This window comes from Klebsiella ornithinolytica NBRC 105727 = ATCC 31898, assembly GCF_001598295.1.
Classification (GTDB): Bacteria; Pseudomonadota; Gammaproteobacteria; order Enterobacterales; family Enterobacteriaceae; genus Klebsiella; species Klebsiella ornithinolytica.
Genome location: NZ_BCYR01000001.1, coordinates 878,233 through 900,161 on the forward strand (window position 1 = coordinate 878,233; position 21,929 = coordinate 900,161).

Consider the following 21,929-nt stretch of genomic DNA (forward strand, 5'->3'; position numbering starts at 1 on the left):
TCGCTAATAGCCTGCTGAGGAACACAGAGCTGCAGAAGATTAACTCTCTGAAAAAATTAAAGATTAATTATCTGCTCATCGGCATTGTGACCTTATTGCTGGCGGCCGCCCTGTGGCCGTCGATCCCGTGGTCAGGAAAGCCGGAGAACCGTGTCGCCGGAATTATGGCGCGCGGCGAGCTGCGCATCAGTACCATCAATTCGCCGCTCACCTTCGCGACCATCAATAACAAAACCTACGGACTGGATTACGAGCTGGCGGAACAGTTTGCCGATTACCTCGGCGTCAAGCTGAAAGTGACCGTCCGCCAGAATATCAGTCAGCTGTTTGATGACCTTGATAACGGTAATGCCGATATGTTAGCTGCCGGACTGGTCTACAACTCAGAACGGGTCAAAAACTATCAGGCCGGGCCGGGCTACTATTCGGTGTCGCAACAGCTGGTCTACCGGGTGGGCAACACGCGCCCACGCAGCCTCGCCAACCTCACGGCGGAACAGCTGGTGATTGCCCCGGGCCACGTCGCCATTAACGACCTGCAGACACTAAAAGGAAATAAATACCCGGATCTCGGCTGGCGCGTGGATGAAAAGCGCGGGACGACAGCGCTGATGCAGGCGGTTATCGATGGCGAAGTGGCTTACACCATTGCGGATTCGGTGGCCATTAGTCTGTTCCAGCGCGTGCATCCGGAACTGGCGGTCGCTCTGGATATCAGCGATGAACAGCCGGTGACCTGGTTTAGCGCCAGGAGCGAGGACAACTCGCTTTCGGCGGCGATGCTGGATTTCTTCAACAATATGAATGAAGACGGCACCCTGGCGCGGCTGGAAGAAAAATACCTTGGACACGGCAACGATTTCGATTATGTCGACACCCGGACGTTCCTGCGCGCCGTCGATAATATTCTGCCGGACCTACAGCCGATGTTTGAGAAATACGCGCGCCAGATCGACTGGCGCCTGCTGGCGGCCATTTCATGGCAGGAGTCGCACTGGGATCCGCAGGCTACTTCGCCCACCGGGGTGCGCGGCATGATGATGCTGACCCGCAATACCGCGCAGAGCCTGGGATTAACCGATCGTACCGATGCGGAGCAGAGCCTCAGCGGCGGTATGCGCTACTTGCAGGATATGATGAATAAAATCCCGGACTCGGTCCCCAAAGATGAACGAATCTGGTTTGCGCTGGCGGCTTACAATATGGGATACGCCCATATTCTGGACGCTATCTCACTGACCAAAAAACAGAAAGGCAATCCCGACAGCTGGGCGGACGTCAAGCAGCGCCTGCCGCTGCTCAGTCAGAAACCTTATTACAGCCGGCTGAAATATGGCTACGCGCGCGGTCACGAGGCATACGCCTACGTCGAGAACATCCGCAAATACCACATCAGCCTGGTGGGCTACCTGTCGGAGAAAGAGAGAAAGGATGAACAGCGGCTGGCGCTGGCCGGGGACTATCCGGCGGTGATGCCGGATGAACTGGATAAAGAACAGCGGGCGCTCCCCTTTTTCCAGTTTCGCGCGGAATCGTTAGTCGACAACGCCAGGCTGAAGATTCCCGGATTGGGACACTAAGCGTCTTCGACCCGACGCGCCTTTTTTAAGGCTTTTTTCTCTTCCCGCCGCCAGCGGAAAAAGTCGCTGAGCATACCTGAGCACGACTCTGCCAGAATCCCCTCGCTGATCTCCACCCGATGATTCATACCCGGATGGTGCAGAACATCAATTAGCGAGCCGGCCGCGCCGGTTTTTGCATCCCGGGCACCAAATACCAGCCGTGAAATCCGGCTATGCACCATCGCACCCGCGCACATCACACAGGGTTCAAGCGTGACATACAGCGTCGCGTCAATCAGGCGATAGTTTTGCAGGACCAGTCCCCCCTGACGCAGCGCCATAATTTCGGCATGCGCCGTAGGATCGTGACGCCCGATAGGCCGGTTCCACCCTTCGCCGATAACCTGATTGTTGTACACCAGCACGGCGCCGACCGGCACTTCGCCCTCTTCCCAGGCGCGTTTAGCCAGCGTCAGGGCGTGACGCATCCAGTATTCATCGTTCAGTTCATGGTCAGACAAAACGGGCACTCCTGCGGAAAAAGCGGGCCGCATTATACATGGCCGACAGACATTGCACACTATTCTAACTGGTGGAGATCGCCCTGCGGGGTGACCCGCCAGCGATGCTGGCAAAAATGAAGCAGCGGATTATCCTGTTCGCTATCGCTATAGCCGCTGTACAGCTGCAGCGGCGCACCGATCTTCTGCTCCAGTTGCACCACCTTTTCATGGCCCAGACAGCGTAGCGACAGTCCCCAGCCTCCGCAGCGACGTTCCATCCGACTGGCGATGATGTTCACCCTGGGCAGCCAGGCAGTATCCCCGTAGACCTGTTCCACCAGCGATTGCGGCGATCCGGTAATCAGCCAGACGTCAGCATCGTGCCGGGTCAGGTAGTCCGACAGCCGGGCCTGCACCACCGGAAAAGCCGTCACGCGCTGGCGAAACCAGCGGACAAAGTCGGCCTCAAGCCGCTTTAGCGCGCGCTCACTGCGTCCGAACGTCGATGCCCACAGCAGCAGGCTCATCGGCCAGCGCGCCGCCCGGCCATTTACCGCCAGTCCTGCCAGGATCACCGGCAACAGCGGTACAACCAGCAGCAGGTTCAGGGGCTGGTGACGCAAGACGTACCGTAAGAAGCTGCCGAACATATCCTGTTGATGCAACGTTCCATCGAGATCAAAAAAAACCACTCGCTGCGTGCTGCTCTTCAAACCTGACCTCTTTTTATCGAATTTTGTCTCTGATACCGCTAGCTTAACAGTCTTGTGCCATAAACAGAGAAAACATCCGCTGACGTTAAGCCTGCGTTGAGGCAGTTCCTCCGCCGTGAATAAATCTCAGCGGTAGAATTTTTAATTCGCCGCAATCCTCTTATAATCGAATACAAAATTCTTTCAGCAGAGGGCGAAAGTTGTCCTGAGGAAAACCGATGAACTGTTTAATCCGCATCCGCCAGCGCTACCCGTCGCTGGCAGCAAGCGATAAGAAGCTGGCAGACTTTATTCTGGCTCAGCCGGACCAGACCCGCCACCTCAGTTCGCAACAGCTGGCAGGTGAGGCAGGCGTCAGCCAGTCCAGCGTCGTGAAATTCGCGCAGAAGATGGGGTTTAAGGGTTTCCCGGCGCTAAAGCTGGCGCTCAGCGAAGCGCTGGCCAGTGCACCCGATCCTCAGTCGGTGCCGGTCCATAATCAGATCCGCGGCGACGATCCGCTGCGTCTGGTCGGCGAGAAACTGATTAAGGATAACGTGGCCGCCATGCACGCCTCGCTGGATGTGAACAGCGAAGAGAAGCTGCTGGAAGCCGTGGCGCTGCTGCGGAATGCGCGCCGGGTGATTATTACCGGTATTGGCGCATCCGGCCTGGTGGCGCGCAATTTTAGCTGGAAGCTAATGAAGATCGGCATTAATGCGGTTTCCGAACAGGATATGCATGCCCTGCTCGCCACCGTACAGGCCATGTCGTCAGACGACCTGCTGTTAGCTATCTCCTACTCTGGCGAACGTCGTGAAATCAATATGGCCGCCGGAGAAGCGCTGCGCGTGGGCTGTCGGATCCTGGCGATCACTGGCTTCACCCCCAACGCCCTGCAACAGCAGGCCACGCAGTGCCTGTATACTATCGCCGAAGAGCAGGCGACCCGCAGCGCGGCGATCTCCTCCACCAGCGCGCAGATGATGCTCACCGATCTGCTGTTTATGGCGCTGGTTCAACAGGATCTTGAACATGCGCCGGACCGTATCCGGCACAGCGAAGCGCTGGTGAAAAAACTGGTGTGAACAGAAAATGGGCGTATAATGCCCGCCCTGTTTGTGTTGTTTCTGAGAATTTCCCGATGGCGCTGTTAATCACCAAAAAATGCATCAACTGCGATATGTGCGAACCGGAATGCCCTAACGAGGCCATTTCGATGGGTGACAGCATTTATGAAATTAACAGCGACCGCTGCACGGAATGCGTGGGCCACTATGAAACGCCCACCTGCCAGAAAGTGTGCCCGATCCCGAATACGATTCTGAAAGACCCGGCACACGTTGAAAATGAAGAGCAGCTGTGGGACAAGTTCGTGCTAATGCATCACGCGGACAAAATCTGATACCGCGGACAGCGGGCGCTAACTCTCCACGATAACCGTTGCACAAGCGTAATGGCGCTCATCGGCCAGCGTCACGTGAATGCTTCTGACGCCCAGACGCTCCGCCAGATTCTTCGCTTCGCCCCACAGCCGTAGCTTAGGCTTGCCCAGTTCGTCGTTGTAAACCTCAAACTGATTAAAAGCCAGACCGTTACGGATACCGGTCCCCAGGGCTTTCGCCGCCGCCTCTTTCACCGCAAAACGCTTTGCCAGAAAACGAACCGGCTGCTGGTGCTGTGCCCATATCGCCCACTCGTTGTCGCTGAGCACGCGCCGGGCGAGACGATCGCCGCTGCGGGCGATCACCGCTTCAATACGGGCAATTTCAACAATATCGGTACCCAGCCCCAGAATAGCCATTACGCGCGAGCTTCCTGCATCAGGCGTTTCATCTCGGCAACCGCTTCTTTCAGGCCGCTCATCACCGCACGACCGATGATCGCATGACCAATGTTCAGCTCATGCATCTCCGGAATACGGGCGATCGCCTGCACGTTATGGTAGGTCAGGCCGTGACCGGCATTAACCTTGAGGCCCAGGCTCGCGGCATAGGCGGCCGCCGTGGCGATACGCTCAAGCTCTGCGGCCTGCCGGGCGTCGGTTTCGGCATCCGCATAGCAACCGGTATGGATTTCGATATACGGCGCGCCGACGTCCGCCGCAGCCTTAATTTGCTCAACATCGGCATCGATGAACAGCGAGACCAGAATACCGGCATCGGCAAGGCGCGTGCAGGCATCGCGCATTTTGTCGCGCTGACCCGCCACATCCAGACCGCCTTCCGTCGTCACTTCCTGACGTTTTTCCGGAACCAGACAGCAGAAGTGCGGTTTGGTCTCACAGGCGATGGTCAGCATCTCTTCGGTGACCGCCATCTCCAGGTTCATTCGGGTATCCAGCGTCTGGCGCAGGATACGCACATCGCGGTCGGTAATGTGACGGCGGTCTTCGCGCAGGTGCACGGTAATGCCGTCGGCGCCAGCCTGCTCGGCGATAAAGGCCGCCTGCACCGGATCCGGATAGGCCGTGCCGCGAGCGTTACGCAGTGTCGCAATATGGTCAATATTGACCCCTAACAGTAATTCAGCCATGACAATCCTCATTGATCGTTATTCGTTTTATCTGCTGCTCGCGCCGCGCGGGCGGGCATAAACTGGCGAAACAGCTCCCGGCTCTTTAGCGGTTTACCGCCAAGATACGGTTTCAGGGCGATACGGGTAAAGCGCTTTGCGGCACGTAGCGCGTCGCTATCCGGGAACTCACGGTTAGCCAGCGCCTTCAAATGGTGCCCGGTAAAGGTGTTGTTATCAATAACCACGCTGGCAATAAAACCTTTTTCTTCACGGTAGCGATAGGTCATGGTGTCATCCACCGCTTCGCCGCTGCCGGCACAGTGGAGAAAGTCAACGCCATAGCCCAGGTGTCCCAGCAGCGCCAGTTCAAAGCGGCGCAACGCCGGCTCTGGTGTACCGCTTGCGCCAGCCAACGCCTGCAGACAGTGCAGATAATCGAAAAAGAGTTCGGAGAAGCGCGTTTCATGTTCGAGCACGCGGGAAAGCAGCTCATTGACATACAGACCGCTGTAAAGCGTGATGCCGCTGAGCGGAAGCGCCAATGAAACGGCTTCGGCGCTGCGAAGCGTTTTCACTTCGCCACGCCCGCCAAAGCGCAGGAGTAAGGGGGTAAAAGGCTGGAGGGCGCCTTTGAGGTTGGAGCGTCTGGAACGTGCGCCTTTTGCTACCAGGCGCACGCGACCCGACTCTTCCGTGAAGACGTCCAGCATCAGGCTGGTTTCGCTCCAGGGACGACTATGCAGAACGAAAGCGCGCTGCCAGCCTTCCATCATACTCGTCGTCTTTCAGGTTGCAGGTGCGTTGGCCGCACCCTTTCAGCCGAATCACTGACTAAAGTAAGCTCCCGGGGACTCACGGTCTTGCCGCCTGCCTGCACCACGAAAGCCATGGTGTATCAAACTCAGAGATCGTCAACGTAGCCGAGGCTGCGCAGCGCGCGCTCGTCGTCGGCCCAGCCGGATTTGACCTTCACCCACAGTTCGAGGTGAACCGGCGCTTCGAACATATCCTGCATGTCTTTACGCGCTTCAATACCGATGGTTTTGATTTTGGCGCCTTTGTTGCCAATGACCATCTTCTTCTGACCTTCACGCTCAACCAGAATCAGGCCGTTAATATCATAACCGCCGCGTTCGTTGGTCTGGAAACGCTCGATCTCAACCGTCACCGAATACGGCAGCTCGGCACCAAGAAAACGCATCAGCTTTTCACGGATGATTTCAGAGGCCATAAAACGCTGTGAGCGGTCGGTAATATAATCTTCCGGGAAGTGATGAATCGCTTCCGGCAGATGTTTGCGTACGATCCCGGCGATGGTATCGACATTCATCCCTGTTTCCGCAGAAATTGGCACGATATCGAGGAAGTTCATCTGGCTCGCCAGGAACTGCAGGTGCGGCAGCAGATCGGCCTTCTCCTGCACGTTATCTACTTTATTGACCGCCAGAATCACCGGCGCTCTGGCATCACGTAATTTGCCCAGCACCATTTCGTCATCGGCCGTCCAGCGCGTGCCTTCGACAACGAAAATCACCAGTTCAACGTCGCCAATGGAACTGCTCGCCGCTTTGTTCATCAGGCGGTTGATCGCCCGTTTCTCTTCCATATGCAGGCCCGGGGTATCAACATAAATTGCCTGATACGGTCCTTCGGTATGGATGCCGACAATGCGGTGACGGGTGGTCTGCGCTTTACGGGAAGTGATCGAAATCTTCTGCCCAAGCAGTTTGTTCAACAGCGTGGATTTACCCACGTTCGGGCGGCCAACGATGGCGACAAACCCACAATAACTTTTATCGATGCTCATTCCAGCTCCAGCTTTTTCAGCGCCTGTTCGGCGGCAGCCTGCTCCGCCTTGCGACGGCTGGAACCTGTGCCTACCACCGGTTCACTCAGGCCACTGACCTGGCAGTGGATAGTAAATTCCTGATCGTGTGCTTCACCGCGCACCTGCACTACCAGATAGGAAGGCAGCGGCAGGTGGCGACCTTGCAGGTACTCCTGCAAACGGGTCTTTGGATCTTTTTGCTTATCGCCAGGACTGATTTCGTCCAGACGAGTTTGGTACCAGGTGAGAATCAGGCGCTCAACGTTCTGGATATCGCTGTCGAGGAATACCCCGCCAATCAACGCTTCAACGGTATCTGCCAGAATAGACTCGCGACGGAAGCCGCCGCTTTTCAACTCACCCGGGCCAAGGCGCAGACACTCACCCAGTTCAAACTCGCGGGCGATCTCCGCCAGCGTGTTGCCTCGTACCAGCGTTGCGCGCATGCGGCTCATATCGCCTTCGTCCACCCGAGGGAAACGATGATAGAGCGCATTCGCGATCACAAAACTCAAAATTGAGTCACCTAAAAATTCCAGGCGCTCATTGTGTTTGCTGCTGGCACTGCGGTGAGTTAATGCCTGTTGCAACAGCTCCTGATGATGAAAAGTGTAGCCCAGCTTCCGTTGAAGCCGATTAATTACGATGGGGTTCATGCGTTACCAATAAATGAATGCGTCAAAAATGCAGCACACGAAACCGACCTGGGCAGCCCTGTCCCCATTCAGATTGCCTGTGCGCTTGCCTGCCGCCTTTCTGCAACCCAAATTATTCAGAGTAAAATCAACCAACGCGGTTTCGTGTGCAGTGTCACTCTTACGAGAGACAACCAAAACTTCGGGGGGATATTCTATACGCAACGACAAGGGATGTCGTTAGTTTGAATAGATTTAAATATTAAATAATTCACGCTGCCAATATTGCAGCGGCAGCGTGAATAAGGCAGGGAAATTAATGAATGCTACCGATACGCGATAAACGCACGCCGGTCGGCCATTCACCTTCCTGTTTTTCGAAGCTCATCCAGATCGCCGTGGCTTTACCCACCAGATTGGCCTCTGGCACAAAGCCCCAGTAACGGCTGTCAGCGCTGTTATCGCGGTTGTCACCCATCATGAAGTAATGACCCGGCGGCACAATCCAGGTGGCCAACGGCAGGCCGGACTGGCGGTAGTACATTCCAACCTGATCCTGAGCAATCGGCACGGTCAGAATGCGGTGAGTCACCTCACCCAGCGTCTCTTTGCGCTCGGTCAGACGAATACCGTCAGCCTTGCTTTCGCCTTTCGGCAACTGCCAGAAACCGCTGGTCGCTTCCCCACCGTTCTGACGCGAGAACGTCTGGACGAAATCGCTGGGCTCAACGTTGGAGTAAGTCACCGGCAGTGCATTACCACATGCCTGACCGGAGCTGCAGCCCGGCTGGATAGTGACCTGTTTTGCCACCGGATCGTAGGTGATCTTATCGCCCGGTAAGCCAACAGCCCGCTTAATGTAGTCCAGACGCGGATCTTCCGGGTATTTGAACACCACGATATCGCCACGTTTCGGATGACCGGTTTCGATCAGCGTTTTCTGGTAGATCGGATCTTTGATGCCGTAGGCAAACTTCTCGACCAGAATAAAATCGCCGATCAGCAGCGTTGGCATCATCGAACCTGACGGGATTTGAAACGGCTCATAAATAAATGAGCGCACCACCAGGACGATCGCCAGCACCGGAAATACCGAGGCTCCCGTTTCCAGCCAGCCCGGTTTCGGGCCGACTTTCTTCAACGTTTGCTTGTCGAGGCTATCACCGGTCGCTGCCTGAGCAGCGGCCTGACGTTCACGACGTTTTGGTGCAAAGATGAATTTATCCAGGCACCACAAAAGCCCCGTGATCACGGTTGCAATCACCAGGATCAGGGCAAACATGTTCGCCATGCCAACTCCTTAATGGTTATTTTCCGTCTTTACCGACGTGCAGAATGGCGAGGAACGCTTCCTGCGGCAGCTCAACGTTACCCACTTGCTTCATACGTTTCTTACCGTCTTTCTGCTTCTGCAGCAGCTTTTTCTTACGGCTGACGTCGCCGCCGTAGCATTTCGCCAGTACGTTTTTACGCAGCTGTTTGACGGTCGAACGGGCAATAATGTGGTTGCCGATAGCCGCCTGAATCGCGATATCGAACTGCTGGCGTGGGATCAGCTCTTTCATCTTCTCCACCAGCTCACGACCGCGGTACGGCGCGTTATCGTTGTGGGTGATCAGCGCCAGCGCATCAACACGCTCGCCGTTGATCAGCACGTCCACGCGCACCATGTTGGATGCCTGGAAGCGTTTGAAGTTGTAATCCAGCGACGCGTAGCCACGGGAGGTGGACTTCAGACGGTCAAAGAAATCGAGAACCACTTCCGCCATCGGAATTTCATAGGTCAGCGCAACTTGTTTACCGTGATAAACCATGTTGGTCTGCACGCCACGCTTCTCAATACACAGCGTGATGACGTTGCCGAGGAACTCTTGCGGCAGCAGCATATGACATTCCGCGATCGGCTCACGCAGCTCCTGAATGTTATTCAGCGGCGGCAGCTTGGACGGGCTATCGACATAGATGACCTCTTTCGACGTGGTTTCCACTTCGTAGACAACCGTCGGCGCGGTGGTAATCAGATCCAGGTCGTATTCGCGTTCCAGACGCTCCTGGATGATCTCCATGTGCAGCAGGCCGAGGAAGCCACAGCGGAAGCCGAAGCCCAGCGCCGTTGAACTTTCCGGCTCATAGAACAGAGAGGCATCGTTCAGGCTCAGTTTGCCAAGCGCATCACGGAAGGCTTCATAATCATCGGAGCTCACCGGGAACAGACCGGCGTACACCTGCGGTTTCACTTTCTTAAAGCCTGGCAGAGCCTTGTCCGCCGGGTTACGTGACGTCGTCAGGGTATCGCCAACCGGCGCGCCGAGGATATCTTTAATGGCACACACCAGCCAGCCTACCTCGCCGCATTTCAGCTCGGTACGGTCAACCTGTTTTGGCGTGAAGATACCCAGGCGATCGGCGTTATAGACCTGACCGGTGCTCATGACTTTGATTTTGTCGCCTTTGCGCATCGTGCCGTTCTTGATACGCACCAGCGACACAACGCCAAGATAGTTATCAAACCAGGAGTCGATGATCAGCGCCTGCAGCGGGGCATCCGCATCGCCTTCCGGCGGTGGGATATCACGCACCAGACGTTCCAGAACATCGGGAACGCCGACGCCGGTTTTCGCCGAGCAGCGCACCGCATCGGCCGCATCGATACCGACGATGTCTTCGATTTCATCGGCTACGCGCTCCGGATCGGCAGCAGGCAGGTCGATTTTGTTGAGAACCGGCACCACTTCCAGATCCATTTCCATGGCGGTATAGCAGTTGGCCAGCGTCTGAGCTTCCACTCCCTGACCCGCATCGACCACCAGCAGCGCACCTTCACATGCGGCGAGCGAACGTGACACCTCATAAGAGAAGTCGACGTGCCCCGGGGTATCGATGAAGTTCAGCTGGTAGGTTTCGCCGTTGGTCGCCTTGTAATCCAGGGTGACGCTTTGCGCCTTAATGGTGATGCCACGCTCACGTTCAAGATCCATGGAGTCCAGTACCTGGGCTTCCATTTCACGATCGGAAAGGCCACCGCAAATCTGGATGATACGGTCAGACAACGTCGATTTACCGTGGTCGATATGAGCGATGATTGAAAAGTTACGTATATTCTTCATATTTTAGAGTTAATTATGCCTTACGCGTATCATGAGGCCGCTGTTCTGTGCCTGACGTTTTTTAATCCGAAAACGCCGCATTCTACACTACATCCGCGAAACCAGGAAATGCTCTTACCAGCAGCATAACCGTAGCAAATGATGTGTTCTGGCGGGGGTAATAAATCAAAAATAAAGGCCAGTGGATTCACTGGCCTGGTTCTGAAGAGGGAGTCTCTACACGCACCAAATCTGGCGGCAGGCCAACGCTAATAATAACGGGCTGCCACGACTGGCGAGCGGCTAATCCGGGCGAAAGCCCGCGCGCCACCAGAAATCCACCGACGCCGCCGAGTAGCGCACCACACAGCGAAGCGAAATCATTTGCAAACAAGACCTGAAAAACAGACGCCATTGCAAACAGCCCAACCAGCGGCGCCATATAGACTAAAACCGCCGAGCCCAGCAGGCTGCTTTCGGCAATCCCCAGCTCGACTTTTTGCCCGGCGGACAGCGGCTGTTCGCTGGGAACGCTGATCGTGTGGCTGGTTTGCGGCCCCAGCTTGTTCAGCACCCGGCTACCGCAGCCGGCGCGCGAGGCGCAGCTGCTGCACGAGGCTTTAACATCACAGTGTACTTGCGCCATTCCATTATGCCAGGAGACGACCGTGGCCCACTCTTTAATCATTGCACAGCCCTGAATTTGATGCTGTCGGAGATGCGTTTAGCCGTCTGCGGCGGCAGCTCGCCAACCACGGTTATCTCGGCGTTATCACGTACCGTCGTGCTCACGGTACGACGCCCGGTACGCAACAGCTGATCGCTGCTGTTTGCCGATGCGCGATTCACGTTAATCGAGAAGCTAAACAGCCCATCAGAGTAAAGGCGGGACTCAACCGGACCATCAAAGGTCGGCAGACGGCGCTGGCTGCTGGAGACTTCGGAAACGCCCTGCGGTAGCCAGGTCGGCGCCCAGTTAAAGTTGGCTTTATCGCCCCCTTCCGGCACCGACAGCTGAGGCGGCAGGCTTGCTTTCGCTAAGGTTTCCATGCTGCTGCTGACCTTGTCGCCAACGTTAAAGGATACGACCCGGAACTGCTCCAGCGTTTCCCCGTCGCGGTCAAGCAAATCGACGCGCATGGGCAGTTTGGTTTCCGCATCCAGCCAGACGATATAGCTATAGCGCGTACCGTCCCGCGCGACGACGCGAATCACTTCGCAAAGCCTGTCGGCAATACGGGTTCGCCCAACGGAGATAAAGTCGTAGTAGGCAGCCAGTCGCTTAAAATCGGTGTAGGCCAGCGAGGGTAACGAATCGACGATATAGTCGCCGTTCAGCGTGAACGGATCGAGCCCCGGCTCAAAATAGCTGATTTCATTGCCGCGCAGTACAACTTCCCGGCGTGGGCCATCGAGTTGTAAAAGCTGGGCAAGAGGTTGATTGTTCAGCCGCGCGTGACGATAACGCAGCGACTCAACGCCCTGTTTGTTGATGCTGACGAAAGACAGCTCATAGTTAAGGGACTGGCTGGCCAGGTTCATTTGCTGCAACAACGCCCCGGACGATGTATCAGCCGAGGCGTTGACAGAGAAGAACAGGCTGCCTGCCATGAGCGACATGGCACACCAAAGTTGCTTCATTACTGCGATTGCGTTCCTAAAGTTTGATAGCCTGGCACCTGAACAGCGGCTTGCTGAGTCTGGGCCTGACCAAACTGAAGCTGTTCTGCGTGCAGGCGACGCTGCAATTCATAGTCCTGCAGCATAGCATTAATACGGCGGCGCTGTTCTTGCACCTGAGCCTGCTGGCCGCTCCCTGCGGAAGCATCAGCCGGAACGCCGAGGCTTACCGGGCTGGCTTTACCCATCATCGGCATGGTGTTGAAAACAGGCGCTTCGGGCTGCTGAGCAGATTCGCTATGCCCATTATACTGCTGGACGCCGACGATAACAGCAAGCGAAACGCATGCCGCAACCCCCATCTGAGTCAGAGAACTGGCCCACGGGCGGACTTTCTGCCAGAAAGGCATCTGACGCCACTGATGTGGTGCTGGCTGAGATTCAGGAATAAGCGGCACCGCCTGACGAACGGGCTCGTTCTCAATGGCGGCCATAACGCGGGCTGAGATATCAAAATGGAGCATCTCAGCGGTATCGCCTCGCAGCGAATCGCGGATGAGATGGTAGCTCTCCCAGGTCTTTTGCATTTCAGAAGAACGGCTCAGCTCATTGAGCAGCTCGTTATCCAGCGTTTCACCATCCATTAAGGCCGAAAGTTTTTCTTTCTGCATGCCTGATACCCTTTTCAGTATTCCGCTATCGTCAACGCCTGATAAGCGGTTGAACTTTATTATCAATAGCTTCTCGTGCCCGGAAAATGCGCGAACGTACCGTTCCTACCGGGCAATCCATGATAGCGGCTATCTCTTCATAGCTCAGGCCATCCAGCTCCCGCAACGTAATTGCCATGCGTAAATCTTCCGGGAGTGATTCAATGGTACGAAAAACTATTTGTCTCAGTTCTTCTGACAACATTAAGTTCTCAGGGTTCGAAATTTCTTTCAGCGCCCCACCACTTTCGAAGTTTTCTGCCTCATTGGCGTCAACATCGCTGGACGGTGGGCGGCGTCCCTGAGCTACCAGATAATTCTTCGCCGTATTTACGGCGATGCGATATAACCAGGTATAAAAAGCACTATCCCCCCGGAAGGACTCCAGCGCGCGCCATGCTTTTACGAACGACTCCTGAACAACGTCAGGGATATCGCCCGGTGGCACATAGCGGGAGACCAGGCTCGCGACCTTATGCTGATAGCGCACCACCAGCAAGTTAAACGCTTTCTGATCTCCTTTCTGGACCCGTTCGACGAGGACCTGATCCGTTAACTGCTCGCTCATCCGAGGTAATGTCTCCCCAAACCCAATTCCCATGCGTCTTCAAAGCACTACCCAATCACTGCAATATGAGCAAGCAGACGATTGGAGTGTCTGAAAACAATAAAGTTCCGTTACGCCTTTGATTTTTGTCTGGCAACGGCGGACGATTTGTTATCTCTCATTATATGTCCCGCAACTCAACGCCAGGTAAGATGATGAAGAAAAAGCGTAAGGTCCGCCAGAAGGGTAACGTAACATCGCTTTTATTTCACTATAAAATCTGAAGCTAACGATCTGCTTCGCAAATATTTTCTTTCGTTTACACAGCCCCGCCCCGCCCGCTTATGTTTAGTTTCCACAACGTTCAGTAAAAAAAATGTACGATTCATCACGACCTGGTGCTATTGTGGCAAAAATGTGTTTAGTAAATTAAACAAAGACAATGAATACGACTCCTGACTTCTCCTGTGATGTGCTGATTATCGGCAGCGGCGCTGCCGGTTTATCCCTTGCGCTACGTCTGGCGGAGCACAGCTCCGTCGCCGTACTGAGCAAAGGCCCTGTCAGCGAAGGTTCAACGCTCTACGCGCAAGGCGGCATTGCCGCCGTTTTTGATGAAACCGACAGCGTGGAATCTCACGTTGAAGATACGCTCATCGCCGGAGCCGGCCTGTGCGATCGCCATGCAGTCTCTTTCGTCGCCAGCAACGCCAGGCCTTGCGTGCAATGGCTTATCGACCAGGGCGTGCTGTTTGATACTCAGACCCAGGCCAACGGCGAACAGAGCTATCACCTGACCCGTGAAGGTGGCCATAGCCATCGCCGTATCCTCCACGCTGCCGATGCCACCGGTAAAGCGGTCGAAACGACGCTGGTTGGCAAGGCGCTCGCGCATCCGAATATTCGTATTCTGGAGCGAAGTAACGCCGTCGATTTGATCATTTCCGATAAAATCGGCCTGCCGGGGACACGTCGGGTGGTTGGCGCCTGGATCTGGAACCGGAATAAAGAAAAGGTCGAGACCTGCAGCGCGAAATCCGTGGTGCTGGCCACCGGCGGGGCGGCGAAAGTCTATCAGTACACCACCAACCCGGATGTCTCCTCCGGCGATGGTATTGCTATGGCCTGGCGCGCCGGCTGTCGCGTGGCCAACCTCGAATTCAACCAGTTTCACCCCACCGCGTTGTACCATCCGCAGGCGCGCAATTTCCTGTTAACCGAAGCATTACGCGGCGAAGGCGCATACCTGAAACGTCCGGACGGTACCCGGTTCATGCCCGATTTTGACGAACGCGGCGAGCTGGCCCCACGCGATATCGTCGCCCGCGCGATTGACCATGAGATGAAACGCCTCGGCGTCGATTGTATGTATCTCGACATCAGCCATAAGCCTGAAGCTTTTATTCGTCAGCATTTCCCGATGATCTACGAAAAGCTGCTCGGCCTGGGTATCGATCTGACCAAAGAGCCCGTACCGATTGTCCCCGCCGCCCACTATACCTGCGGCGGCGTGATGGTTGATGACAACGGACGTACCGATGTTGACGGGCTGTATGCGATTGGTGAAGTGAGCTACACCGGACTGCACGGGGCTAACCGCATGGCGTCAAATTCGCTGCTCGAATGCCTGGTTTACGGCTGGTCCGCGGCCGAGGATATTCTCCAGCGCATGCCGCTGGCTCAAGCGGTTAACGCCCTCCCTTCCTGGGATGAAAGTCAGGTTGAGATCCCCGATGAACTGGTGGTGATTCAACATAACTGGCACGAGCTGAGACTGTTGATGTGGGACTACGTGGGGATTGTCCGCACCACCCGTCGGCTGGAGCGTGCGCTACGACGAATCACCATGTTACAGCAGGAACTCGACGAATATTATGCCCGCTTCCGCGTGTCGAATAATTTGCTGGAGTTACGCAATCTGGTGCAGGTGGCCGAACTGATCGTTCGCTGCGCAATGCAACGTAAAGAGAGTCGCGGGCTGCACTATACCCTGGATTACCCGGAACAACTTGCGGATAGCGGCCCGTCAATTCTGTCGCCTCTGGCTCACATAAAGAGGTAAAAGTCCTGGGTCAGGGCAGTAAACCCTTCGGAGTATTGCTGTTCAGGCCCACGGACAATCAGCCGATCGCTGAAACACTCCCCCGCGGTCGGCGAGAAAGCCAGCAGTACGCGGTGCGGCGGGCGCATTTCCGTCTCCGCGACATCGGTGCGCAAACGCAGATGCCAGCCCATGGTTTGGGCGCGTTGAACAAACGCATTGCCAATATCCACCGGTAACACCACGCAGAAAAAGCCCTCTTCGGTAATCGACTCTGCGGCGCAGGTTAAGAGCGTGACGTGATCGAGCGTCGTCGTATATCGCGCCTGTTCGCGCTGCGATGTTGCACAGGGCACACCTTCGGCGAAAAAAGGCGGGTTGCTGACAATCAGTTCATAGCGTCGGGTTTGCGCGGGCTGCCACTGTTGAATATCCCCCTGATGCACCTGGATACGCGCCCCCCACGGGGAGGTCGCCACGTTTTCGCGCGCCTGCGCCGTCGCCTCTTCATCGAGTTCTACCGCATCCAGCATGACCCGATCGTCGGTTCGCTGAGCCAGCATTAAAGCCAGTAAACCGCTACCGGTCCCGATATCCAGCACGTGTTTTACCTGGGCGATCGGCGCCCACGCGCCTAGCAGAATGCCGTCGGTGCCCACTTTCATCGCACAACGGTCGTGAGCAACAAAGAACTGTTTAAACGTAAAACCATTGCGCGGCAGCGCAAACTTCGACTGAGACATCCTGAATAACCTTGCGAACAAAAACTCCTGAGACTGAAGCTATGCACAATACCGGAGAACAGATAGCCTTACAAACAGATGAACATTACGCCCGTAACGTCTATAATCGTCGGTCCACTCAGAGGTAGATCATGACTGTAACGACTTTTTCCGAACTTGAACTCGACGAAAACCTTCTGGAAGCCCTCCAGGAAAAAGGTTTCACACGCCCGACAGCCATTCAGGCCGCCGCTATTCCGCCTGCGCTTGATGGCCGTGATATTCTCGGTTCAGCCCCGACAGGTACCGGTAAAACAGCGGCGTATCTGCTGCCAGCGTTGCAGCACCTGCTTGATTTCCCGCGTAAGAAGTCGGGACCACCGCGTATTCTTATCCTGACGCCGACCCGTGAGCTGGCAATGCAGGTTGCCGACCATGCCCGTGAGCTGGCCGCACACACGCACCTGGACATTGCCACCATCACCGGCGGTGTCGCATACATGAACCACGCGGAAGTATTCAGCGAGAACCAGGATATTGTGGTCGCGACCACCGGCCGACTGCTGCAATACATTAAAGAAGAAAACTTCGACTGCCGGGCGGTCGAAACGCTGATCCTCGATGAGGCGGACCGTATGCTGGATATGGGCTTCGCGCAGGATATCGAGCACATTGCCGGTGAAACCCGCTGGCGTAAGCAGACCATGCTGTTTTCCGCGACTCTCGAAGGCGATGCGATTAAAGACTTTGCCGAGCGCCTGCTGGAAGAGCCCGTTGAAGTTTCCGCCAGTCCTTCCACGCGCGAACGTAAGAAAATTCATCAGTGGTACTATCGCGCCGATGACATTAAGCATAAAACCGCGTTACTGGTTAACCTGCTGAAACAGCCGGATGCGACCCGCTCTATCGTCTTTGTGCGTAAGCGCGAGCGCGTTCATGAACTGGCCTCCTGGCTGCGCGAAGCGGGGATCAATACCTGCTGGCTGGAAGGCGAAATGGTGCAGGCCAAGCGTAACGAAGCAATCAAACGTATGACCGACGGTCGTATGAATGTGCTGATTGCCACCGATGTTGCTGCCCGCGGGATAGATATTCCGGACGTTAGCCACGTTTTCAACTTCGACATGCCGCGCACGGCGGATACCTATCTGCATCGAATCGGACGCACCGGCCGCGCGGGGAAAAAAGGCGTCGCCATTTCTCTGGTTGAAGCTCATGACCATCTGCTGTTGGGTAAAATTGGTCGCTATATCGACGAGCCGCTCAAAGCGCGCGTTATTGATGAACTGCGCCCGACGACCCGCGCACCGAGTGAGAAGCTGACCGGTAAGCCGTCCAAAAAGGTACTGGCTAAACGCGCCGAGCAGAAAAAAGAGAAAGATAAAGAGAAACCGCGAGTGAAAAAACGTCACCGCGATGCCAAAAATATTGGCAAGCGCCGTAAACCAAGCGGCAGCGCTGGTGAAAATCAGCAGTAACAAAAAAACGCCGGGATATCCCGGCGTTTTTAGGTTTAAGCGTCGACTTACAGGCTTTCAGTAAAGGTACGAGCGATAACGTCGCGCTGCTGTTCTGGTGTCAGGGAGTTAAAGCGTACCGCGTAGCCAGAGACACGAATCGTCAGCTGCGGGTATTTTTCCGGATGTTCAACCGCATCCAGCAGCGTTTCACGACGCAGCACGTTAACGTTCAGGTGCTGGCCACCTTCTACACGGACTTCCGGTTTCACATCGAGCGGAATTTCGCGGTATTCGATTTCACCCAGTTTATTAACCGCAACCACGTCATCTTCAGCAAAACCCCCTTTAGCGCACAGGCAGCGGGCTTCGCCTTTTTCGCTGTCCAGCAGCCAGAAAGAGTTCAGCAGGTCGTCGTTTGCAGCTTTAGTAATTTGGATACCAGTAATCATTTGATGCCTCCCTTAGGCAATATTTATTCGTTTTCCTGGCCCGTTCCCGGCCAATTGGTAAAACCATTGTTGTCTGAGTGTATGTATATCAGCCAAACAACCGGCATTCATTGACTTAAATCAACAAAAACCACTCAATAAAAATGGGTATAGGAGGATATTATTGTTTTACATCAAGTTACGCCAGAGCCAATGCAAAATATTTTTGTAAATTTTCAATTTTTTTTGCATACAAACCGTCAGTCAGACACCGGGGATTTTGTTATGCAGAAAGAAGCAGTTAAGCTATAGCAATGACACTTTGCAGGAGAGCAAGATGACCACCCCGTTGACCTGGCACGACGTGCTGGCGGAAGAGAAGCAGCAGCCCTATTTTGTGAATACCCTCAAAACTGTCGCCGAAGAGCGCCAGTCGGGTATGACGATTTATCCGCCGCAAAAAGATGTCTTCAATGCCTTTCGTTATACCGAACTTGGCGATGTCAAAGTGGTTATTCTTGGGCAAGATCCGTATCACGGGCCCGGACAGGCTCACGGCCTGGCCTTTTCCGTGCTTCCGGGGATTCAGACGCCGCCGTCGCTGCTCAATATGTATAAAGAACTGGAAGGGACGATTCCGGGATTCAGCCGTCCGACGCATGGTTATCTGGAGAGCTGGGCACGACAAGGGGTACTGCTGCTTAATACGGTCCTGACGGTGCGGGCAGGTCAGGCCCATTCGCATGCCAGTCTTGGCTGGGAAACCTTTACCGATAAGGTCATTTCATTGATCAACGAACATCGGGAAGGGGTTGTATTTTTACTGTGGGGCGCCCATGCGCAGAAAAAAGGGGCGATTATCGACAGGCAACGCCATTGCGTGCTGAAAGCGCCGCATCCTTCGCCGCTTTCCGCCCATCGCGGCTTCTTTGGCAGTAATCACTTCGTCCAGACTAACCAGTGGTTGGCCGAGCGCGGCGAGTCTCCCATTGACTGGATGCCGGTATTACCGGCCGGAGATGCCTGACCTCCGCCTTTCGCAGAAACAAAAATGCCAGCGTAACGCTGGCATTTTTTCAGCTGAACTCGGCCATCAGACCTTATTCTGACGCCACCACTCGGCCAGCAATACGCCGGTCGCTACGGAAACGTTCAGGCTTTCAACATTGCCGGTACCTTCAATGGCAACGTTAAGATCGGCACTGGAGATCGCCGCATCAGACAGGCCATCGCGCTCCTGGCCTAATGCCAGCACCATTTTCTTCGGCAGCTCAGCCTTATGTAACGGCGTACCGTTATGGCTGGAGGTCGAAACAATAGCGTAGCCCGCTTTGCGGAACTGCTCCAGAGTGTCGATAAAGCTGTCGCCGGTGATCGGTTCGACGTGTTCTGCACCACCTTCTGCGGTACGGATTGCCGCGCCAGATTCCAGCATGCCGGCATCCTGCACCACCACACCCTTGACACCAAAATGCGCACAGCTACGCATGATCGCACCGAGGTTGTGCGGGTTACCGACATCTTCCAGCGCCAGAACGCAATCTTCGGCATCGGCTTTGGCGACCCACTGAGCCACGGAGGTACCGTTACGTTTCTTAATCAGGAAGCAAACGCCGCCGTGATGCTCGGTACCGGACGCTTTTGCCAGTTCAGCTTCATCAACCACGTGATAAGCTTTGCGGTTCGCCGCCATCCAGCGCAGCGCCTCTTTGAAACGCGGGGTAACGCTCTGCACAAACCAGGCGCGAACAATCGCTTCCGGACGGCTCTGGAACAGCGCCTGACAAGCATTCTCACCGTAAACGCGGGTCTCTTCCGCGCGCTGGCGACGTAATACTTCCGGATCGATAAAGCTTTTACCGCTGATCCCGCCGTGATCCGGCTTCACCGCCGCATCATCGTTTGGTGCTCGCGAGACGGTACGCCACGGAGAAGAGCTGTCACGATCGAAATCATCGCGTTTACGATCGTCACGTTTGCGGTCATCGCCGCGGCTGTTACGTTCATCGCGGGCAGGGCGGCTACGGCCGTCAACACGAGATTTTCCTGGGCGTCCTCCCCCTTTCCCGGTACGCGGGTTATGGGTGCGTCTGTCAGAATCATCATCACTGCGGACATACATCACTTTGACCTTGCCGCTTTTATTTTTCAGTTCGTCGCTCATCAATTTTCTCCACCTGCGCTGCGCGAAGCGCGAAGATTACCCGATGTGTCACCGCTGCGCCATGATTTCGTTTAAAAGATAGGGTCTATCGTATTCATCGAACAAAACGCATTGTTGTTTAATCGCTGCTAATCGATAATATGTAACATTAAAGAAACAAATCGGCCACGTGCCACGTTGCAACCCATAACCAGAGGTTAGTTATGAATACCGTTTGTGCCAGTTGTCAGGCTCTGAACCGCATCCCCGACGATCGTAGTGCCGATGGCGCTAAATGCGGACGCTGCGGCCACGATCTTTTTGACGGCGACGTCATCAACGCGACCGGGGCAACGCTGGATAAACTACTGAAGGACGATCTGCCCGTTGTTGTCGATTTCTGGGCGCCATGGTGCGGTCCTTGCCGTAATTTTGCGCCGATCTTTGAAGACGTCGCGGAAGAACGCAGCGGCCAGATGCGCTTCGTAAAAGTGAACACCGAAGCTGAACGCGAGCTGAGCGCGCGTTTCCGCATCCGCAGTATTCCGACCATTATGATCTTTAAAAAGGGCGAAGTCATCGACATGCTTAACGGCGCGGTACCAAAAGCGCCGTTCGACAGCTGGCTTAATGAAGCCAACGCGCAGTAAACCTACCGGGGCACAGCTTGTGCCCCTTTTTCACCTCTGCGACAATGGCGTTTTTTCTTAGCGACACTTTATGATTGATAACGCCGTCCTTCGCCTTCGCGCCGAACGTCTCGCTCGCGCGACCCGGCCTTTTCTCGCGCGCGGTAACCGGGTCCATCGCTGCCAACGCTGTCTGTTACCGCTGAAGCAGTGCCTGTGCGCAACCCTGGCGCCAACAACGGCCGCCAGTCGTTTCTGCCTGGTGATGTTCGATACCGAGCCGATGAAGCCAAGCAATACCGGGCGTCTTATTGCCGACATTCTGCCGGATACGGAAGCCTTTCAATGGTCACGAACCGAGCCGCCGCAGGCGTTACTCGATCTGGTCGCCAACCCGGATTACCAGCCAATGGTGGTCTTCCCGGCCTCTTACGCCGGGGCGGAACGCCAGGTGCTGAGCGCCCCGCCGGCGGGGAAACCGCCGCTGTTTATCATGCTTGACGGAACCTGGACGGAAGCGCGCAAAATGTTTCGTAAAAGCCCGTATCTTGACGCGCTGCCGGTCATCTCTGTCGATCTGTCACGTATTTCGGCCTATCACCTGAGAGAAGCGCATGCCGAGGGGCAGTATTGCACCGCGGAAGTGGCCATTGCGCTGCTGGATCTTGCCGACGATCGGAAAGCCGCCCGCGCACTTGGCGATCATTTTAGTCTGTTCCGTACCCGCTATCTGGCGGGAAAAACGCAGCATAAGGGCAGCATCACAGCACAAATGGCAGAAAGCGTTTAAAATCATTCGGTCACTG

24 protein-coding genes are annotated in these 21,929 nt (G+C 55.4%); 8 read left to right on the top strand and 16 right to left on the bottom strand.

The genetic code is table 11. From position 1 onward, the window contains the following. The first annotated feature begins 11 nt into the window (after positions 1-11). Entirely contained in the window at positions 12-1,580 is a 1,569-nt protein-coding gene (gene mltF, locus ROR01S_RS03860; RefSeq protein WP_072071431.1) for a membrane-bound lytic murein transglycosylase MltF, read from the top strand. Here mltF and tadA read toward each other — a convergent pair. Then, positions 1,577-2,083, bottom strand: coding sequence for a tRNA adenosine(34) deaminase TadA (gene tadA / locus ROR01S_RS03865; protein WP_004866434.1), 507 nt, complete (start codon positions 2,081-2,083; stop codon positions 1,577-1,579). The genes mltF and tadA overlap by 4 nt on opposite strands. 59 nt (positions 2,084-2,142) lie before the next feature. Next, on the bottom strand, positions 2,143-2,778 hold the full coding sequence (gene yfhb / locus ROR01S_RS03870) for a phosphatidylglycerophosphatase C (RefSeq protein WP_015583692.1): 636 nt from the start codon (positions 2,776-2,778) through the stop codon (positions 2,143-2,145). 218 nt (positions 2,779-2,996) lie between these two features. Between yfhb and ROR01S_RS03875 the strand changes: the two genes are divergently transcribed. Both ROR01S_RS03875 and ROR01S_RS03880 read left to right on the top strand, forming a co-directional pair. Next, positions 2,997-3,845: a MurR/RpiR family transcriptional regulator gene (locus ROR01S_RS03875; protein ID WP_004866439.1), complete on the top strand. Its 849-nt coding sequence runs from the start codon at positions 2,997-2,999 to the stop codon at positions 3,843-3,845. A 56-nt stretch (positions 3,846-3,901) separates the two neighbouring features. Next, positions 3,902-4,162 (top strand): YfhL family 4Fe-4S dicluster ferredoxin, encoded by a 261-nt coding sequence (locus tag ROR01S_RS03880; RefSeq protein WP_004866440.1) that lies wholly within the window; start codon positions 3,902-3,904, stop codon positions 4,160-4,162. 18 nt (positions 4,163-4,180) lie between these two features. Here the strand turns inward: ROR01S_RS03880 and acpS are convergent, their stop codons facing one another. The 11 genes from acpS to rpoE form a co-directional block, all read right to left on the bottom strand. Continuing rightward, complete coding sequence (gene acpS, locus ROR01S_RS03885; protein ID WP_004866442.1) at positions 4,181-4,561, bottom strand: holo-ACP synthase; 381 nt, start codon at positions 4,559-4,561, stop codon at positions 4,181-4,183. Next, positions 4,561-5,292: a pyridoxine 5'-phosphate synthase gene (pdxJ, locus tag ROR01S_RS03890; RefSeq protein ID WP_004866444.1), complete on the bottom strand. Its 732-nt coding sequence runs from the start codon at positions 5,290-5,292 to the stop codon at positions 4,561-4,563. Before pdxJ ends, acpS begins: the two co-directional genes overlap by 1 nt. Positions 5,293-5,300: 8 nt before the next feature. Further along, the gene (gene recO, locus ROR01S_RS03895; RefSeq protein ID WP_032686559.1) at positions 5,301-6,044 is read right to left on the bottom strand and encodes a DNA repair protein RecO; all 744 of its coding nucleotides are present in this window, start codon (positions 6,042-6,044) and stop codon (positions 5,301-5,303) included. A gap of 131 nt (positions 6,045-6,175) precedes the next feature. Further along, complete coding sequence (gene era, locus ROR01S_RS03900) at positions 6,176-7,081, bottom strand: GTPase Era (RefSeq protein ID WP_004866448.1); 906 nt, start codon at positions 7,079-7,081, stop codon at positions 6,176-6,178. Continuing rightward, positions 7,078-7,758, bottom strand: a complete 681-nt coding sequence (rnc, locus tag ROR01S_RS03905) for a ribonuclease III (protein WP_004866451.1) — start codon at positions 7,756-7,758, stop codon at positions 7,078-7,080. The genes era and rnc overlap by 4 nt, the downstream gene beginning before the upstream one ends. Positions 7,759-8,053: 295 nt before the next feature. After that, a complete protein-coding gene (gene lepB / locus ROR01S_RS03910) occupies positions 8,054-9,028 on the bottom strand; it encodes a signal peptidase I (RefSeq protein WP_044351455.1) in 975 nt (324 codons plus the stop codon). 16 nt (positions 9,029-9,044) lie between these two features. Beyond that, positions 9,045-10,844, bottom strand: coding sequence for a translation elongation factor 4 (gene lepA, locus ROR01S_RS03915; RefSeq protein ID WP_004866454.1), 1,800 nt, complete (start codon positions 10,842-10,844; stop codon positions 9,045-9,047). Between the two features lie 187 nt (positions 10,845-11,031). Next, positions 11,032-11,511, bottom strand: a complete 480-nt coding sequence (rseC, locus tag ROR01S_RS03920; protein WP_004866456.1) for a SoxR-reducing system protein RseC — start codon at positions 11,509-11,511, stop codon at positions 11,032-11,034. Then, positions 11,508-12,464, bottom strand: coding sequence for a sigma-E factor regulatory protein RseB (gene rseB, locus ROR01S_RS03925; RefSeq protein ID WP_004866458.1), 957 nt, complete (start codon positions 12,462-12,464; stop codon positions 11,508-11,510). Before rseB ends, rseC begins: the two co-directional genes overlap by 4 nt. After that, a complete protein-coding gene (rseA, locus tag ROR01S_RS03930) occupies positions 12,464-13,114 on the bottom strand; it encodes an anti-sigma-E factor RseA (RefSeq protein WP_004866460.1) in 651 nt (216 codons plus the stop codon). Before rseA ends, rseB begins: the two co-directional genes overlap by 1 nt. Positions 13,115-13,145: 31 nt before the next feature. Continuing rightward, a complete protein-coding gene (rpoE, locus tag ROR01S_RS03935; protein WP_004866461.1) occupies positions 13,146-13,721 on the bottom strand; it encodes an RNA polymerase sigma factor RpoE in 576 nt (191 codons plus the stop codon). Positions 13,722-14,142: 421 nt separating this feature from the next. On the opposite strand from rpoE, the gene nadB reads away from it, so the two are divergent. Then, positions 14,143-15,762, top strand: a complete 1,620-nt coding sequence (nadB, locus tag ROR01S_RS03940; protein ID WP_004866464.1) for an L-aspartate oxidase — start codon at positions 14,143-14,145, stop codon at positions 15,760-15,762. On the opposite strand, the gene trmN is transcribed toward nadB, so the two are convergent. Further along, positions 15,747-16,484 carry a tRNA(1)(Val) (adenine(37)-N(6))-methyltransferase TrmN gene (gene trmN, locus ROR01S_RS03945; RefSeq protein WP_004866466.1) on the bottom strand — a complete coding sequence of 246 codons (738 nt, stop codon included), beginning with the start codon at positions 16,482-16,484 and terminating at the stop codon, positions 15,747-15,749. The genes nadB and trmN overlap by 16 nt on opposite strands. 131 nt (positions 16,485-16,615) lie before the next feature. Here trmN and srmB point away from each other — a divergent pair, with 131 nt between their 5' ends. Next, complete coding sequence (gene srmB / locus ROR01S_RS03950) at positions 16,616-17,941, top strand: ATP-dependent RNA helicase SrmB (RefSeq protein ID WP_004866469.1); 1,326 nt, start codon at positions 16,616-16,618, stop codon at positions 17,939-17,941. A 47-nt stretch (positions 17,942-17,988) separates the two neighbouring features. On the opposite strand, the gene grcA is transcribed toward srmB, so the two are convergent. Next, positions 17,989-18,372 carry an autonomous glycyl radical cofactor GrcA gene (grcA, locus tag ROR01S_RS03955; RefSeq protein WP_004866471.1) on the bottom strand — a complete coding sequence of 128 codons (384 nt, stop codon included), beginning with the start codon at positions 18,370-18,372 and terminating at the stop codon, positions 17,989-17,991. Between the two features lie 316 nt (positions 18,373-18,688). On the opposite strand from grcA, the gene ung reads away from it, so the two are divergent. Continuing rightward, complete coding sequence (ung, locus tag ROR01S_RS03960; protein WP_004866475.1) at positions 18,689-19,378, top strand: uracil-DNA glycosylase; 690 nt, start codon at positions 18,689-18,691, stop codon at positions 19,376-19,378. Positions 19,379-19,444: 66 nt separating this feature from the next. Here ung and ROR01S_RS03965 read toward each other — a convergent pair whose 3' ends face one another. Then, the gene (locus tag ROR01S_RS03965; protein ID WP_004866478.1) at positions 19,445-20,515 is read right to left on the bottom strand and encodes a tRNA/rRNA methyltransferase; all 1,071 of its coding nucleotides are present in this window, start codon (positions 20,513-20,515) and stop codon (positions 19,445-19,447) included. A gap of 203 nt (positions 20,516-20,718) precedes the next feature. Here ROR01S_RS03965 and trxC point away from each other — a divergent pair, with 203 nt between their 5' ends. Further along, positions 20,719-21,144, top strand: a complete 426-nt coding sequence (trxC, locus tag ROR01S_RS03970) for a thioredoxin TrxC (protein ID WP_004866483.1) — start codon at positions 20,719-20,721, stop codon at positions 21,142-21,144. A 70-nt stretch (positions 21,145-21,214) separates the two neighbouring features. Then, positions 21,215-21,913: a tRNA-uridine aminocarboxypropyltransferase gene (gene tapT / locus ROR01S_RS03975; protein ID WP_004866485.1), complete on the top strand. Its 699-nt coding sequence runs from the start codon at positions 21,215-21,217 to the stop codon at positions 21,911-21,913. The last annotated feature ends 16 nt before the right edge of the window (positions 21,914-21,929 follow it).